The 13,389-nt window shown below is 63.7% G+C and carries 22 protein-coding genes; 6 read left to right on the top strand and 16 right to left on the bottom strand.

Annotated elements, in window-relative coordinates; all coding sequences use genetic code 11:
• The 16 genes from Q4G20_RS08620 to Q4G20_RS08545 form a co-directional block, all read right to left on the bottom strand.
• Positions 1-192, bottom strand: a complete 192-nt coding sequence (locus Q4G20_RS08620) for a rcc01693 family protein (protein ID WP_303343029.1) — start codon at positions 190-192, stop codon at positions 1-3.
• Between the two features lie 10 nt (positions 193-202).
• Entirely contained in the window at positions 203-517 is a 315-nt protein-coding gene (locus Q4G20_RS08615; RefSeq protein WP_303343027.1) for a gene transfer agent family protein, read from the bottom strand.
• Positions 517-930, bottom strand: coding sequence for a phage major tail protein, TP901-1 family (locus tag Q4G20_RS08610; RefSeq protein ID WP_303343026.1), 414 nt, complete (start codon positions 928-930; stop codon positions 517-519). The genes Q4G20_RS08615 and Q4G20_RS08610 overlap by 1 nt, the downstream gene beginning before the upstream one ends.
• Positions 931-941: 11 nt before the next feature.
• On the bottom strand, positions 942-1,364 hold the full coding sequence (locus Q4G20_RS08605) for a DUF3168 domain-containing protein (RefSeq protein WP_303343025.1): 423 nt from the start codon (positions 1,362-1,364) through the stop codon (positions 942-944).
• Positions 1,361-1,699, bottom strand: coding sequence for a head-tail adaptor protein (locus Q4G20_RS08600; RefSeq protein WP_303343024.1), 339 nt, complete (start codon positions 1,697-1,699; stop codon positions 1,361-1,363). Before Q4G20_RS08600 ends, Q4G20_RS08605 begins: the two co-directional genes overlap by 4 nt.
• Positions 1,696-2,304 carry a hypothetical protein gene (locus Q4G20_RS08595; RefSeq protein WP_303343022.1) on the bottom strand — a complete coding sequence of 203 codons (609 nt, stop codon included), beginning with the start codon at positions 2,302-2,304 and terminating at the stop codon, positions 1,696-1,698. The genes Q4G20_RS08600 and Q4G20_RS08595 overlap by 4 nt, the downstream gene beginning before the upstream one ends.
• A gap of 162 nt (positions 2,305-2,466) precedes the next feature.
• The gene (locus Q4G20_RS08590; protein ID WP_303343021.1) at positions 2,467-3,633 is read right to left on the bottom strand and encodes a phage major capsid protein; all 1,167 of its coding nucleotides are present in this window, start codon (positions 3,631-3,633) and stop codon (positions 2,467-2,469) included.
• An 88-nt stretch (positions 3,634-3,721) separates the two neighbouring features.
• The gene (locus Q4G20_RS08585; RefSeq protein ID WP_303343020.1) at positions 3,722-4,252 is read right to left on the bottom strand and encodes an HK97 family phage prohead protease; all 531 of its coding nucleotides are present in this window, start codon (positions 4,250-4,252) and stop codon (positions 3,722-3,724) included.
• Between the two features lie 3 nt (positions 4,253-4,255).
• A complete protein-coding gene (locus tag Q4G20_RS08580) occupies positions 4,256-4,483 on the bottom strand; it encodes a hypothetical protein (protein WP_303343019.1) in 228 nt (75 codons plus the stop codon).
• A gap of 1 nt (position 4,484) precedes the next feature.
• The gene (locus Q4G20_RS08575) at positions 4,485-5,669 is read right to left on the bottom strand and encodes a phage portal protein (protein ID WP_303343018.1); all 1,185 of its coding nucleotides are present in this window, start codon (positions 5,667-5,669) and stop codon (positions 4,485-4,487) included.
• A 219-nt stretch (positions 5,670-5,888) separates the two neighbouring features.
• Positions 5,889-7,235, bottom strand: coding sequence for a DNA-packaging protein (locus tag Q4G20_RS08570; RefSeq protein ID WP_303343096.1), 1,347 nt, complete (start codon positions 7,233-7,235; stop codon positions 5,889-5,891).
• On the bottom strand, positions 7,186-7,539 hold the full coding sequence (locus tag Q4G20_RS08565; protein ID WP_303343017.1) for a permease: 354 nt from the start codon (positions 7,537-7,539) through the stop codon (positions 7,186-7,188). The genes Q4G20_RS08570 and Q4G20_RS08565 overlap by 50 nt, the downstream gene beginning before the upstream one ends.
• Before the next feature lie 301 nt (positions 7,540-7,840).
• Positions 7,841-8,740, bottom strand: coding sequence for a tyrosine recombinase XerC (locus Q4G20_RS08560; RefSeq protein WP_303343095.1), 900 nt, complete (start codon positions 8,738-8,740; stop codon positions 7,841-7,843).
• 29 nt (positions 8,741-8,769) lie between these two features.
• Positions 8,770-9,456 (bottom strand): DUF484 family protein, encoded by a 687-nt coding sequence (locus Q4G20_RS08555; RefSeq protein WP_303343016.1) that lies wholly within the window; start codon positions 9,454-9,456, stop codon positions 8,770-8,772.
• On the bottom strand, positions 9,456-10,109 hold the full coding sequence (fsa, locus tag Q4G20_RS08550) for a fructose-6-phosphate aldolase (protein WP_303343015.1): 654 nt from the start codon (positions 10,107-10,109) through the stop codon (positions 9,456-9,458). Before fsa ends, Q4G20_RS08555 begins: the two co-directional genes overlap by 1 nt.
• 130 nt (positions 10,110-10,239) lie before the next feature.
• The gene (locus Q4G20_RS08545) at positions 10,240-11,058 is read right to left on the bottom strand and encodes a hypothetical protein (RefSeq protein WP_303343014.1); all 819 of its coding nucleotides are present in this window, start codon (positions 11,056-11,058) and stop codon (positions 10,240-10,242) included.
• A 228-nt stretch (positions 11,059-11,286) separates the two neighbouring features.
• On the opposite strand from Q4G20_RS08545, the gene rpmC reads away from it, so the two are divergent.
• The 6 genes from rpmC (at position 11,287) to rpsN (ending at position 13,384) form a co-directional block, all read left to right on the top strand.
• Entirely contained in the window at positions 11,287-11,493 is a 207-nt protein-coding gene (gene rpmC / locus Q4G20_RS08540) for a 50S ribosomal protein L29 (RefSeq protein WP_303343012.1), read from the top strand.
• Positions 11,494-11,505: 12 nt separating this feature from the next.
• Positions 11,506-11,751: a 30S ribosomal protein S17 gene (rpsQ, locus tag Q4G20_RS08535; RefSeq protein WP_303343011.1), complete on the top strand. Its 246-nt coding sequence runs from the start codon at positions 11,506-11,508 to the stop codon at positions 11,749-11,751.
• 76 nt (positions 11,752-11,827) lie between these two features.
• Complete coding sequence (gene rplN / locus Q4G20_RS08530; RefSeq protein ID WP_022708219.1) at positions 11,828-12,196, top strand: 50S ribosomal protein L14; 369 nt, start codon at positions 11,828-11,830, stop codon at positions 12,194-12,196.
• A complete protein-coding gene (gene rplX / locus Q4G20_RS08525) occupies positions 12,196-12,501 on the top strand; it encodes a 50S ribosomal protein L24 (RefSeq protein WP_303343008.1) in 306 nt (101 codons plus the stop codon). The genes rplN and rplX overlap by 1 nt, the downstream gene beginning before the upstream one ends.
• The gene (gene rplE / locus Q4G20_RS08520; protein ID WP_303343007.1) at positions 12,501-13,061 is read left to right on the top strand and encodes a 50S ribosomal protein L5; all 561 of its coding nucleotides are present in this window, start codon (positions 12,501-12,503) and stop codon (positions 13,059-13,061) included. Before rplX ends, rplE begins: the two co-directional genes overlap by 1 nt.
• Before the next feature lie 17 nt (positions 13,062-13,078).
• Positions 13,079-13,384: a 30S ribosomal protein S14 gene (rpsN, locus tag Q4G20_RS08515; RefSeq protein ID WP_303343006.1), complete on the top strand. Its 306-nt coding sequence runs from the start codon at positions 13,079-13,081 to the stop codon at positions 13,382-13,384.
• Positions 13,385-13,389 lie beyond the last annotated feature (5 nt).

Here is a 13,389-nt window from a genome sequence, read left to right as displayed (position 1 = left end):
TCACCCGGCGTCCGGGAAACGCGCGGCCAATTCGGCCAGCCGGTCGCGCGTCATCATCGCAGGACCGCCGGGTTCAATGCCGACCATCAGCGCCAATTCGGCGGGGGTCAGCGTCCAGAACTGATCGGGATGCAGGCGCAGCGCCCCCATCCCCACCCGCATCAGACCGGGCCAATCCAGCCCGCCCGTCACGGCGCGCCCATCACGACGCACCGTGAAACGCGCGCGCCAGCAATTCCGCCGCCGCACGCGCCGCCCCCACCGGACCGCCGCCAATATCGGCCGTGAACAAATCCGCAGCCGCCCCCTGCCAACCCGCGCCGCGCAGACCCGCGACCAGAACCGCCAGCACATCGCGGCTGCTGATGCGGCCGGTTTCAAACCGCTGCGCCAGCGCCAGAAAACCGTCGGCCTGCAATTCGGTTTCCAATTCGGCCAAAGCCCCCAAGGTCAGCCGCGCGACATGCGGCTGACCGTTCAGGATGACCTGAACCTCTCCTCGATGCGGATTGACCATCACAGCGCCGTAAAGGTGATGGCGCCCGCCGATGCCATCGACATCTCATAGGTCGCTTCGCCGTTATAGCTGCCGGAATATTCCAGCCCGGTGATCTGGAACGGGCCTTCCAGACGCCCGAAATCGGGGATAATCACCTGCAAACGCGGAGTTTCCCCGTCAAAGAACACCTGACGCGCCCGCCCGTCCGTATCGGCGTCGCGGAACACGCCCGACCCCGATACCGATGCGCTGCGAACCCCCGCACCGCCCAACAATTCGCGCCAGCCGCCTTCGCTGTCGATATTTGTCACGTCCACCGTATCGGCGTTGAAACTGATCCGCGTGGACCGCAGCCCGGCAATCGTGGTGAAACTGCCGTCGCCGGTCATGTCCATTTTGATCAGCAGATCGCGCCCGTTTTGTGCCGCCATGTTCTGTCTCCTCAGTTCAGGTCAATGCGCGCGCGAAAGGTCAGATCGACCTGCCGCGCGCCGCCTTTTTCCACCCGACGCGCCCGCGCGCGCAGGAACCACAGCCCGACCAGATGCCCGCGCCCCAATTCAAGCGCGCCCTGATCCAGCGCGTCCGTGACGGCCACGGCTGCGGCCTTGATGCGGGCAAACCCTTCGGCCCCGTCATCCACCCCGGACGAGACCGAGACCACAAAATCATGCTGCGCGCCCCGCGCGGTCATATCGCCCGCATCGCGCACATCTTCGGGGCCAAGCGCGACGTAAACACCCCCCGGCGCGTCCACCGGCATCGCGTCATAGACCGCGTCACCGACCAGATGTGCCAGCGTGGCGTCCGTTCGCAATTGCTGCCAAACCGCCGTTTGCAGCGCAACGGCTGCTGCGTAACTCATGGTTTTGTCTCCTCTTGGGCGTGGATGGTCAGCCAGTGACCGGCGCGGTCGGTTTCGGCCACGGCGTCGATGCGGAACAGGCGTTGCCCGTGGCGCAGGCGCTGACCGGGAACGGGGCGGCGCGGATCACCGGCCCGCGCGGCGCGGGTCAGGATGTGCCACCGAACCGCCGGACCAATGGCCAGCGTCGATCCCGTATCACGCGGCGTCCGCGCCACCATTTCCGCCCAGATCCAGCCCAGCCGCCGCCAGCTCACGGTGAAACCGCCCATGCCGTCGGGCTGACGGTCCATCTGTTCCAGCGCCAGCCGGACATTCGGGTTCGGCACGCTCATCGCCGCGCCCCCCTTCCGGCCAACGTCCTGACCGCGCGCCATTTTTCGATCAGCGCGCTGACGCCGAACGGCAACGCACCGACCTGCCCGTCAAAGGCCCGATCTTCGTAATACCGCGCGGCCAGCATGATGACCGCCTGCGCCAGATCGGCGGGAACCGCGTCCCACGTCGCGCCAAACCCCGCCGTGAAGGTGACCGTCACCGACCCCCGGCGCGGCACATGCGGGAAAATGACGCCCGCGGGCAAAATCATGGGCCTCTGGCTGTCGGGCAGCATCCGCCAGCTTGCCGGGGGCAGCGCGGTGATGCGCCCGTCCCCGTCGTCAATCTCGATCGCATCCACCGAATGAACCGGCGCCAGCGGCAAGGGCTGCCCCAACCGATCGCGCCAGTCGTCAATCTGCATCCGAAACCGGCGCGTTAACAACACCTTGCCGGTGCGCGCCTCGATCATCGACATGGCCGCGCGTAAAAACGCGGCCAGCGCGTCGGTTTCGGCCTGATCCTCGGGGGTGTCGAAACCCGCCCCCAACCGCAGATGCGCACGCAGCCGGGCGACCGGCAGCGCCTCGGCCGCTGGTGTGGTTTCCTCAATCAGCATCATTTCGCGAACCTCCCGTCCTGCTGTCCGCAACGTGGAAAAACCGGCCCGAACCCGGACCGAGTGATGGCGAAAGGGACGCGCCGCCGCAGACCATAAGCCCGTGCGGACAGTGCAAGCTGGTATGCCCCGCACGGCGCGTCCCCCTTCACCGTCCCGTCAGGATCAGGCGGCGAATTGCAGCAGCTTGACCGCGCGGAAATCCGTCACGCCGCCGCCCACGCGCTTGGTGGCATAGAACAGAACATGCGGTTTGGCGCTGAAGGGATCACGCAGCACGCGCAGATCGGGGCGCTCGGCAATGGTATAGGCCGAATGGAAATCCCCGAACGCAATCGACAGAGACGACGCGCCAATATCCGGCATGTCTTCGGAAATCAGCACCGGATAGCCCAGCAATTGCGGTTCCTGACCGGCGGTCAGCGCGTCCGTCCACAGGAAACGACCTTCGCTGTCCTTCATCTTGCGCACGCGGGCGGCGGTTTTGCTGTTCATGATGAACGCTGCGTTTGCGCGGTATTCGGCTGGCAGCGCATAGATCAGGTCGATCAGACAATCCGCCGGAGCCGTCGCCAGAAAATCGGCGGAACGCCCGGTTTTCACAAAACCCACCTGCGCATTGGTGGCCGTCGCCGCCGGAGCAACCGGGTATTTCAAAATCCCGCGCGGCTTGTCGGTGCCGTCGCCATTGATAAACGCCGCCGCCTCGGCGCGGGCGAAACGATCCGCGATGCGTTCGGCCAGCCAGCTTTCCACATCAAACGCGGCATCATCCAGCAGACGCTGGCTGGCCTTGGGCATGGCCGACAATTCGTGAACCGGGATGCTGATGCGTTCCACACCGCCCGACGCGGTTTCCGTTGCCGCCGCTTCGGTCGCCCAGCCCGCACCCAGGCTGTCCTTGTCCACCAGCACTTCGTAAACGCTGCTTTCGATGGTCACGACATTGGCCAGCTTGCGCAGCGACGCGCCGTTATGCAGCACGCTTTGCACCGCATCCGACACCTGCGGCGCGGCCAGAAAACCGCCGTCGCTGGCGACCGTCAGGCCCTTTTCCTCGATCGCCAGACCGCGCAGCCCGTCATCATTGCCCGACCGCAGATAGGCGTTGAACGCCTTTTGATGCGGCACTTCGGTTTCCGCGACGGTGGACAGAGGGGCGCGGTTACGCAGGGCGGTTTTACGGTCGATCATGGTCATACGCTGTTCCTGTGCGTTAAGTTTTTGCTGAATGTCGTTCTGAAAGCCCTTGAGTTCGCTGACGAACCCCATCATGGCCCCCTTCAGATCGGCAGGCACATCGCCGCCGGCCGTGGTTTTCACCTCGGTCATGGTCTTCTCCTCATCGCGATTGCGGGGCGGTTGGCCCCCATTTTCGGGGGTCAGCGCCCCCGAAATCCGTTGGCGCAGATGCGCCGGATCAGTTGCCGCGCAAAGCCTGCGTGGCGGCGGTGAACAGCGCGGTGATGTCGCGCAGGTCATCGGTGTGTTTGCGGCCCACTTTGGCCTCGGGCAGCATGGGGAACGTGACCAGCGACACCTCCCACAGATCCACCTCGATCAGTTTGCGGCGGCCCTGCGGGTCACGTTCCGCGCGGATGGTGCGGTATCCGATGGACAGCCCTTCGATGGCGCCCGCGGCTATCAGCGCCGCCGCCTCGCGGGCCTGCGCCACATCGGGCAGCAACCGCCCGCGCACCCACAACCCCTTGGCGTCTTCGCGGATGTCATCCCAGACGCCAATCGGGCGGGTCGGGTCATGCTGCCACAGCATCCGCACCTTGTCCCCCTTGGCCGCCAGCCGGTCCAGGCTGGCGCGGAACGCCCCCGGCGCGACGGCATCGCCGCCCTGATCGGTCAGCCCGAACAGGCTGGCATAGCCTTCAATCACCTGCCCATCGGTCAAGACCGGCGCGCCGCCCGTAAATTTCACCTCAAGCCCCGGAACCATCTGTCAGCCTCCTTTCGGCGCAAATTCCAAAATACCTTGCACGGCTTGGGTCAGGATCACGGCAACCACGCCGTAAACCGTCATCCATAGCCGCTTTTCCAGCCGTTCGATCAGGGTTTCGATGCGTTCCAGCCGCTTTTCCACGGTGCCAAATTGCAGCGCCATGATGCGTTCCTGAACGTCGAACCGCTGATCGTGCCAGCCGTCTTTGATGAAACGCGACCCCTCCACGTTACACCTCGGCCACGGGGGCCAGCCCCAACAGCGCGCGCTTTTCGGCATCGGTCAGGAATTGCGCATCGGTGACGCGCTTCCACAACTGATCGCGTTCGGCCGACAGCGCGGGGATCTGGTCGGGATCGGGGCGCAGTTCGACCTCGGCCCCCATATGTTCCGACAGCCACCACGCGACGGATGCGGCAACCCGCGTCACCAGCGGCAACACCGTCAGGCGGTAAAACGCCCGATGCGCCTCGGCATAATTGGCATAGGTCGCATCGCCAGGGATTCCCAACAGCATCGGCGGCACGCCAAAGGCCAACGCAATTTCCCGCGCCGCCGCCAGCTTGGTGGCGTGAAACTCCATATCCGAGGGGCTGAACCCCATGGGCTTCCAGTCCAGGCCCCCTTCCAACAACATCGGACGGCCCGCATTGCGCGCGCCTTGGTGGTTGGTTTCAATCTCACCGACCAGCCGGTCATATTGTTCGGGCGACAAGGTGCCATGCCCATCAACACCGCGATAGACGATGGCCCCGCTGGGACGCGCGGCGTTATCCAGCAACGCCTTGGACCAATGACTGGCGCTGTTATGCACATCCAACGCCACCGCCGCCGCCTGCATGGGCGACAAGCCATAATGGTCATCCTGCGGGTGAAAGCTCTTGATGTGGCAAATCGGGTCGGGGCTGCCGGTCATATCAAACCGATGCTTGCGCCCCCCAACGGCATAGTCATAGGCCACCGGCCAGCCATCCGCGCCGGGAACAATGCTCATCCGGTCCGACCGCAGCACATGCAGTTCTTCGGGCAAACCGGCATCCGACACGCCGACGGCCTCCAGATAGCCATTCCCGGACAACAGCATCTGCCCAAACAGCGCCTCGAACAACTCGGCCCGGCCCTGCCCGGCATTGGGACGACGCAGCAGATCAATCACCGGATGACAGTCAAACCGATGATCCCGGTCACCACAGATCAACGGCACCGCCGCCGCGGCTTCGGCAATCAGCTTGACCGACCGGAACCCCACCGGATTGCCCATAAACCCGCCGCGGGTCAGGCTGCCCGTATCGCGCGCCATCCAGACCGGACGCCCAACCCCCGCCGCCATCGCCGCAATCTTCCCCGAGGCACTGGCCTTAACCTCAGGCACCGGCGCAGCCTTCCCCGCGCCCCCAAACAATCGAAACGCCATCCGCGCCCCCTTTTGTCATGAAAAAAGGCCGCCCCACGGGGCAGCCCTGCATTTCTTACCTGTGAACCCCCGCAGCAACGAAGGCTGACCCGCCTATCTGCTGAGCGAACATATCCCGTCGAACGCCCGCTCCAAATCCGGGCCGGCCTGTCTATCTTCTGTGCAGAAATATCCCGGGGGTCCGGGGGCTGGCCCCCGGCGCCATCCCCCGAAAGCCCCCTACAACCGCCGCATCTGAGGACGCCGCCACCCCGCCGCCGGTTCAATCATCAACTCATGCAGCGCCCAGACCAGCGCATCCAGACGGTCGGGACTGCCGCGCCCCTCATATCCGCGAACGGTCATGCGGCACATCTGATCCTCTAACGCGCCCAAGGCCCCGCCGCGCAGATGCCGCACGCGCCCCTGTTCATACAGCGCCGCGACGGGTTCGGCCCGCAGCCCCTTGCCCCGCGACGCCCGCAACGCGCGGAACGGAACCAAAGGGTCCACCTGCCGGATGACCTGTTCGACCAGATCGCCGCCTTGGTTCACCTCGGCGACCAGCTTTTCAGCGCCGTGGCGGTCCATCGCGGCAATCGCGGCGCGCGCCCAGTCGGTCGGCCCGCCGCGGATGGTCGCATCCTCCAGAACATAGGCGCGCCAGTCGCGCGGCTCGCCCTGTGTGACGACACCGGCCACCACGATGCCACATTCATCCGACGCCGCGCCCGAACTGACCGCCGGATCGACCGCCACCACGACCCGATCCAGAACCGGCGCGCGATCCACCCGTGCCGCCTCTAACATCGCCGTGGTCCACAGCGCGCCTTCGACATCCTCCAGCAGCACCCCGTCCAATTCCTGCCGCCCGAGCCGAGTCCCGGCATAACGCGCCTGAACCTCGGTCAGGAAACTTTCCGCCAGATAGGCGCGGTTGGCCTCGGTCGGTGCGTGGGTCATCACCGTGCTGGCATTGTCCAGAATACGCTTCAAGACGCCGACATTGCGCGGCGTAGTCGTGATGACCTGCTGCGGATGATCGCCCAGACGCAGCGCGAATTGCAGCATGTCCCAGACCTCATCGGCCTTTTTCCACTTGGCCAATTCATCCGCCCAGGCCGCATCGAATTGCGGGCCGCGCAGCGATTCAGGCTCATGCGCGCTGTAAACCGTGGCCGTCGCGCCATTCGCCCAGACCAGCCGCCGCCGCCCGGCTTCCCAGACCGGGCGACGGTCGGGCGGAGAACAGGCGATAATGCCGCTTTCGCCGAACACCATCACCTCGCGCACCTGGTCGAATGTTTCGCCCACCAACGCGACCCGGTGGCATTTCCCCGGCGCGGCGGCGGTCGGTCCTTCGACCATGCGGCGCACCCATTCGGACCCGGCGCGGGTTTTCCCCGCACCGCGCCCGCCCATGATGACCCAACTTTTCCAGTCACCTTCGGGCGGCAATTGATGCGGCAGCGCCCAGAATTCAAACAGCCACGGCAGCGCCATCAACGCGTTTTCCGACAGCTCGCCCAGAAAGGCGTCAACCTGTTCCGGCGCGGCGCAGGCAAGCCAACCGGCGCCCGATTTCATGGCGTGCGTCGTCAAGGTCCAATCCGCCCCCGCCGACGCCCCCGGCAATATCTTTGCGCAGTTTGTCAACTTTGTTCCTTTCCGCCATCATCAGATGCAACGCCTCGCGCACGCCTTTGGCGCTGTTGATCGCTGCTTTCAGTTCTGCGGGGTCTATATCGCCCGCGTGCCGCGTTTCCAGCGCGGCTTCGTGGCTTTTCAAGTCCCGCACATAGGACCAGAAAAGCCCCTCGGCGACCGCCAATGCCTCTGCCGGGCAAATCGGGTCGCGGTTATCCCTGCATGCTGTGGCCTTTGCGGCCATGAATGGTCCTTCGGCCCCAAAGGGCCGTTCCGGTGTCAAATCGTTCATGCAAACTGTTCCGCCTCGTGTCCTGTCCGCACGGGCTTTCGGTATGAAAAAAGCGGCCCAAGGGGATGACCCCGGCCGCTTGCCCACCTGTTCCAGCATGGGTGTTTTCTATCTTGGGGCGTTCGCCAAGTCAATTACTAAATCTGGGGTTGCGGGATTAACGCCGCATTAATCCGTGATAACAACCGCTTAACCCCACGCAACACCCCCAGCGAACGCCGCGCAACACCGCCCAAAATCGGCGGGAATCACCCTATCCGCGTGGATGCGCCGCGCGATAGACCGCCATCAGCCGCGCATCATCCACGCCGGTATAGACCTGAGTCGTGGACAGGCTGGCATGGCCCAGCAATTCCTGAATCGTGCGTAAATCGCCGCCGCTGGCCAGCAGATGCGTGGCGAAACTGTGGCGCAGGGCGTGGGGCGTGGCGGTTGCGGGCAAGCCCAGCGCCGCACGGGCGCGCGCCATCGCGCCGTCAATCGCGCCCGCATACAGCGCGCCCCCCCTCGCGGCCCGAAACAGGGGTGCCGCGCGGGTCAGGGGCCACGGGGACAGCCGCAAATAATCCGCCACAGCATCGCGCGCGACCGGCAAAACCGGCACCTGCCGTTCGCGTCCGCCTTTGCCGCGAATGGTTAACGCATCGCGAAACGGCCAGTCAGCGCCGGTCAGGGCCAAGGCCTCGGATATGCGCAACCCGCAGGCCCACAGCAGCGTCAGAACCGCCATATCGCGCGCAGCGATCCACGGCTCGGGGTGCAGCGCGGCGACCTGATCCAGCGTGTCCTGCGCCTGTTCCGGCGTCAGAGGCCGAGGCAACCCGCGCGCATATTTCGGGCTGCGCGCCGACAGCGCGGCGGACAGGTCATAGCCCTGCCGATCCGACATCCACCGCAGAAAACTGCGCACCGCCGATTGACGCCGCGCCAGCGACCGCGCGCCCAAACCCCGGCGGCGTTCCTCGGCGGCAAAGGCGCGCATATCGGCCTGCACCAACCCACCCAACGATGCCGGAGTCGCCGCCTGCCCGTGATACCCGCCCAAAAACCCCAGAAAGGCCAGCACATCCGCCTGATAGGCCGTGATCGTGTGCCGCGACAGATCGCGGGCGGCGGCCTGCGCGTCCAGCCACCGCGCCACCGCGTCCGACATGGCGGGCGACAGAGCCAGCGGCGCGTCGGTCACGCCCGCAGCCGCGACAGCAGCACCAGACGGAACACCTGCGCGAAAAAGCGCAACAAATCCGTGCCATGCGCGGGCATGAACCGGCGCGGGTCGGTGCTGCCCATCAGCATCATGGCGCGCGGACGGCGGGCGCCCAGATCCAGCGGCAGCAACGCCTCGGACGCGACGGGGGTGCCGTGGATGGGCTGCGTGATGGGCGAGGCCGGACGCAGCACAATATCATCGCCCCGCGGCGCGCGCCTGCCGGCGGACACCATGCGGTCGATCGCGCCTTCGGGGGTGATGAACACGTCGCCCGGCAGATGCGGCATGACGGGTTCCGATTCCACCACCAGCCGCAGCGTTTCCACCCGCAAAAGCGGTGCAATATCGGCCTGCAACGCATGGGTCAGATCGGCCAGATCCACCGTTTCCAGCAGCCCGATCACCGCGCGATGAATCACCGCCGTGCCGGATTGGTTGTCATAGGCGGCGGCAATCACGCTTTCATGCGCGGATTCCAGACGATCCAGCCGGTTTTCCAAGGCCTGCATCGCCCGCCCGCGGATGTCGATGACGTTATCGCCCAGATCGGCCTCATGCGCGGCAACCAGCACGCGCATCAAGTCCCGATCCGCCAGAATGGCCGACGGATCGGCCAGCAGTTTGTCGCGCGTTTCCGCGTCCAGCCTGGGCGTGGTCATCAGCCGATTTTCTGGCCGGTTTTGGCCCAGTCGGCGTTGAATTGCTCCAGCCCTTTGTCGGTCAGGGGATGGGTGGCCATCGCTTTGATCACAGCCGGGGGGGCGGTGATGACATCGGCGCCAATGCGGCCCGCCTGAACGATGTGGTTCACATTGCGGATCGACGCGGCCAGAATTTCCGTTTCATAACCGTAATTGTCGTAAATGTCGCGGATGTCGGCGATCAGCTCCATCCCGTCCAGATGAATGTCGTCCAGACGCCCGATAAAGGGGCTGATAAAGGTCGCGCCCGCTTTGGCCGCCAAGATCGCCTGCGCGGCAGAAAAACACAGCGTCACATTGACCATATGCCCTTCATCCGACAGCGCGCGGCAGGCCCGCAGCCCGTCCCAGGTCAGAGGAACCTTGATCGTGATGTTTTCCGCGATTTTGGCCAGAATTTTGCCTTCGCGGATCATGTCATCGGCGGAGTTCGCCACAACCTCGGCGCTGACGGGACCGTCCACCATGTCGCAGATTTCGCGGGTGACTTCGGTAATGTCGCGGCCCGATTTCAGGATCAGCGACGGGTTCGTCGTCACCCCGTCCACCATGCCCAGATCATTCAGTTCACGGATGGCGTCCACATCAGCGGTATCAACAAAGAATTTCATGGCCCGGTTTCCTTATGGCTGGGTTTGAAGGGTGTGTAACATGATGCGCGGGCGGGTCAAAGGGGATAGCGGCCGGGGGCCAGCCCCCGGACCCCCGGGATATTTGCGCCAAGATGAAAGGGCGCGGCGTTTAGTTTGCGCAGTCGGCGCGGGTGCTGAGGACGGGCGCGTATTCCGGGCGGTCGCCGCCGGTTGTGACCGTCAGCCGGTTGCCCGACGAATCGTCATAGGTAAAGCCGCAATAGCCCATGCCGGTGCCGGCGCAGTCGCTGACCTCGGTGATGTTATGGGTGGCGAAGAAAGGGTCGGCATGGGGGGCGGGGGTTTGCGCGACGGGGTGCCAGCCGGCTTCGGCCAGCGCCGCGCGCGCGTTAAGGATCGGCTGGCCATAGATATTCGGCACCTGCCGGTCGCCGCAGACCGTTGTTAATGTGGCGATTTCGGTCAGCCGCGCGCCGGTCGCGTCGATATGCAGATCCGCAAACGGCGTCAGATAGGGACCGCCCGCAGAGACGCGGACCACATCGGGGCCGACCTGTTCCAATGCGCCCACCTGTTCCAGCGGGCTGCCATCGGGATAGATCATGGTCGGGTCGGTCAGGTAAAAGCCCAACAGGCTGCGGCCGCGAAAGATCGCCAGATGGCCGTCGTCGACCGCGCAGGGGGCGCCCGCCATGGGCCGCAGCGCACTGGCATAGCTGACCACGCTTAGCCCGTTCACGACCAATTCCGATTGCACCACCCAACCGGCGTCATACACCATCTGCCCGCCTTGGGTCGCGTAGTCGGTGATGGCGCGGCCCGAACATTCGTCGGCCAATCCGCTGGGATTGGGGTTCAGCTGGTCCAGTTTGACGGCGTGCATCCCGTTGATGGTGCTGGTCAGGTCAAAACCCGCGGCGGGCAGCGCGGTCAGGCAAGCCGCGCAGATAAGGGGAATAAGACGCATGGGACGCTCCGGCAAAGACAGGGGCAGTGTCGCGGAACCGGCGCGGTTGTCAACGCGCGTGATCGGGGATATTCGCGTCAGGATGAAAAAGCCCGGCATTTGCTGCGATTTTCGCTTGCAATTCGTTGCAACCGGGGGTAATTGCCAAGCCTTCATGTGAACTCCACCGGAATCAGGGTGGCCCGTGCAACACGGGGCCTGCCGGTGATGTTGAAAGGAAAACGCGTCATGGACGCCAAAGAACTGCGGTCTAAGACCCCTGACCAGTTGAAAGATCAACTGGTTGCCCTGAAGAAAGAGGCGTTTAACCTGCGCTTCCAACAGGCCACCGGCCAATTGGAAGGCACGGCACGTATGCGCGCCGTCCGTCGTGACGTCGCCCGCGTGAAAACGATTCTGAACCAAAAAGCGGCGGAAGCCGCTGCCGCAAACTAAGGAGCCTTCACTATGCCCAAACGCATCCTGCAAGGCACCGTGACCTCGGACAAAAACGACCAGACCGTCACCGTTCTGGTTGAACGCCGTTTTAAGCACCCGCTGCTGCACAAAACCGTCCGTTCGTCGAAAAAATACCGCGCACATGACGCGGAAAACCAGTTCAAGGTGGGTGACACCGTTCGCATCGTCGAATGTGCGCCGATCTCGAAAACGAAACGCTGGACTGTCCTGACGGACGAAGCTGCTTCGGCATAAGTCCATCAGAACTGATCAGAAATGATCGAAACCCTGGGGCCGGATAGGCCGGTCCCCAAAGGTCGGGAGAAACCAAATGATCCAGATGCAGACCAATCTGGATGTTGCTGACAACTCCGGCGCTCGCCGGGTTCAGTGCATCAAGGTCCTGGGTGGTTCGCACCGTCGCTATGCGTCGGTGGGCGACATCATTGTCGTGTCCGTCAAGGAAGCCATTCCGCGGGGCCGCGTGAAGAAAGGCGACGTCCGTAAGGCCGTGGTCGTTCGGACCGCAAAAGAAGTGAACCGTGAAGACGGCACCTCGATCCGCTTTGACCGCAACGCCGCCGTCATCCTGAACAATCAGGGCGAACCGGTCGGCACCCGTATTTTCGGGCCGGTCGTGCGCGAATTGCGTGCGAAGAACTTCATGAAGATCATCTCGCTTGCACCGGAGGTGCTGTGATGGCTGCCAAGCTGAAAAAAGGCGATAAAGTCGTCGTTCTGACCGGCAAGGACAAAGGCAAAGAAGGCGAAATCACCGCCGTCATGCCCAAGGACAACAAAGCCATCGTGGACGGCATCAACGTCGCAATCCGCCACCAGCGCCAGACGCAAACGACCCAAGGCGGCCGTCTGCCCAAGGCAATGCCGATCGACCTGTCGAATCTGGCCCTGCTGGACAAAAACGGCAAAGCAACCCGCGTCGGCTTCCGCGAAGAAGACGGCAAAAAGGTGCGTTTCGCCAAAACCACGGGGGACGTGATCTGATGCTGGATACCGCAAAATACACCCCGCGTCTGCGTTCGCAGTATCGCGACCAGATCCGCGCCGCTCTGAAAGAAGAGTTCGGTTACAAAAACGACATGCAAATCCCGCGTCTGGACAAAATCGTCCTGAACATGGGTGTCGGCGAAGCTGTGAAAGACACCAAAAAGGTGAAACAGGCCGCCGAAGAATTGTCGCAGATCGCTGGCCAGAAAGCAGTCATCACCCATGCGAAAAAGTCGATCGCCGGCTTCCGCGTGCGTGAGGAAATGCCGCTTGGCACCAAAGTGACCCTGCGCGGTGACCGCATGTATGAATTCCTGGATCGCCTGATCAACGTCGCGCTGCCGCGCGTCCGCGACTTCCGTGGCGTGAAAGGCACCTCGTTCGATGGTCGTGGCAACTATGCGATGGGTTTGAAAGAACACATCGTGTTCCCGGAAATCAACTTTGATAAAGTTGACGAAGTTCTGGGCATGGACATCATCATCTGCACCACCGCACAAACCGATGCGGAAGCGAAGTCGCTGTTGAAGCTGTTCAACATGCCGTTCAACAGCTGATCGCAGGGGAAAGAGATATGGCTAAAAAATCCATGATCGAGCGCGAGAAAAAGCGCGAACGTCTGGTTCAGAAATACGCAGCCAAGCGCGCTGCCCTGAACGAGATCATCAAAGACCAGTCCCGTCCGATGGAAGAGCGGTTCAAAGCCACGCTGAAGCTGGCCGACCTGCCGCGCAATTCGTCGGAAACGCGCCTGCACAACCGTTGCCAACTGACGGGTCGTCCGCATGCGTATTACCGCAAACTGAAACTGTCGCGGATCATGCTGCGCGAGCTTGGCTCGTTCGGTCAGATCCCCGGCATGGTCAAATCCAGCTGGTAAGGGGG

Source organism: Paracoccus sp. (in: a-proteobacteria) (genome assembly GCF_030538495.1).
Taxonomy (GTDB): domain Bacteria; phylum Pseudomonadota; class Alphaproteobacteria; order Rhodobacterales; family Rhodobacteraceae; genus Paracoccus.
The sequence above is the reverse complement of the archived record's forward strand: the minus strand, read 5'-3'. Positions and strand labels throughout refer to the sequence as shown.

Coding starts and splice junctions, on each gene's coding strand:
- Q4G20_RS08615 (WP_303343027.1), bottom strand. CDS start 517: ATGGTCAATCCGCATCGAGGAGAGGTTCAGGTCATCCTGAACGGTCAG.
- fsa (WP_303343015.1), bottom strand. CDS start 10,109: ATGAAATTCTTTGTTGATACCGCTGATGTGGACGCCATCCGTGAACTG.
- Q4G20_RS08545 (WP_303343014.1), bottom strand. CDS start 11,058: ATGCGTCTTATTCCCCTTATCTGCGCGGCTTGCCTGACCGCGCTGCCC.
- rpsQ (WP_303343011.1), top strand. CDS start 11,506: ATGCCCAAACGCATCCTGCAAGGCACCGTGACCTCGGACAAAAACGAC.
- rpmC (WP_303343012.1), top strand. CDS start 11,287: ATGGACGCCAAAGAACTGCGGTCTAAGACCCCTGACCAGTTGAAAGAT.
- rpsN (WP_303343006.1), top strand. CDS start 13,079: ATGGCTAAAAAATCCATGATCGAGCGCGAGAAAAAGCGCGAACGTCTG.
- rplX (WP_303343008.1), top strand. CDS start 12,196: ATGGCTGCCAAGCTGAAAAAAGGCGATAAAGTCGTCGTTCTGACCGGC.
- Q4G20_RS08595 (WP_303343022.1), bottom strand. CDS start 2,304: ATGATGCTGATTGAGGAAACCACACCAGCGGCCGAGGCGCTGCCGGTC.
- rplE (WP_303343007.1), top strand. CDS start 12,501: ATGCTGGATACCGCAAAATACACCCCGCGTCTGCGTTCGCAGTATCGC.
- Q4G20_RS08565 (WP_303343017.1), bottom strand. CDS start 7,539: ATGGCCGCAAAGGCCACAGCATGCAGGGATAACCGCGACCCGATTTGC.
- Q4G20_RS08555 (WP_303343016.1), bottom strand. CDS start 9,456: ATGACCACGCCCAGGCTGGACGCGGAAACGCGCGACAAACTGCTGGCC.
- rplN (WP_022708219.1), top strand. CDS start 11,828: ATGATCCAGATGCAGACCAATCTGGATGTTGCTGACAACTCCGGCGCT.
- Q4G20_RS08560 (WP_303343095.1), bottom strand. CDS start 8,740: ATGTCGGACGCGGTGGCGCGGTGGCTGGACGCGCAGGCCGCCGCCCGC.
- Q4G20_RS08600 (WP_303343024.1), bottom strand. CDS start 1,699: ATGAGCGTGCCGAACCCGAATGTCCGGCTGGCGCTGGAACAGATGGAC.
- Q4G20_RS08585 (WP_303343020.1), bottom strand. CDS start 4,252: ATGGTTCCGGGGCTTGAGGTGAAATTTACGGGCGGCGCGCCGGTCTTG.
- Q4G20_RS08610 (WP_303343026.1), bottom strand. CDS start 930: ATGGCGGCACAAAACGGGCGCGATCTGCTGATCAAAATGGACATGACC.
- Q4G20_RS08575 (WP_303343018.1), bottom strand. CDS start 5,669: ATGGCGTTTCGATTGTTTGGGGGCGCGGGGAAGGCTGCGCCGGTGCCT.
- Q4G20_RS08605 (WP_303343025.1), bottom strand. CDS start 1,364: ATGAGTTACGCAGCAGCCGTTGCGCTGCAAACGGCGGTTTGGCAGCAA.
- Q4G20_RS08590 (WP_303343021.1), bottom strand. CDS start 3,633: ATGACCGAGGTGAAAACCACGGCCGGCGGCGATGTGCCTGCCGATCTG.
- Q4G20_RS08570 (WP_303343096.1), bottom strand. CDS start 7,235: ATGAAATCGGGCGCCGGTTGGCTTGCCTGCGCCGCGCCGGAACAGGTT.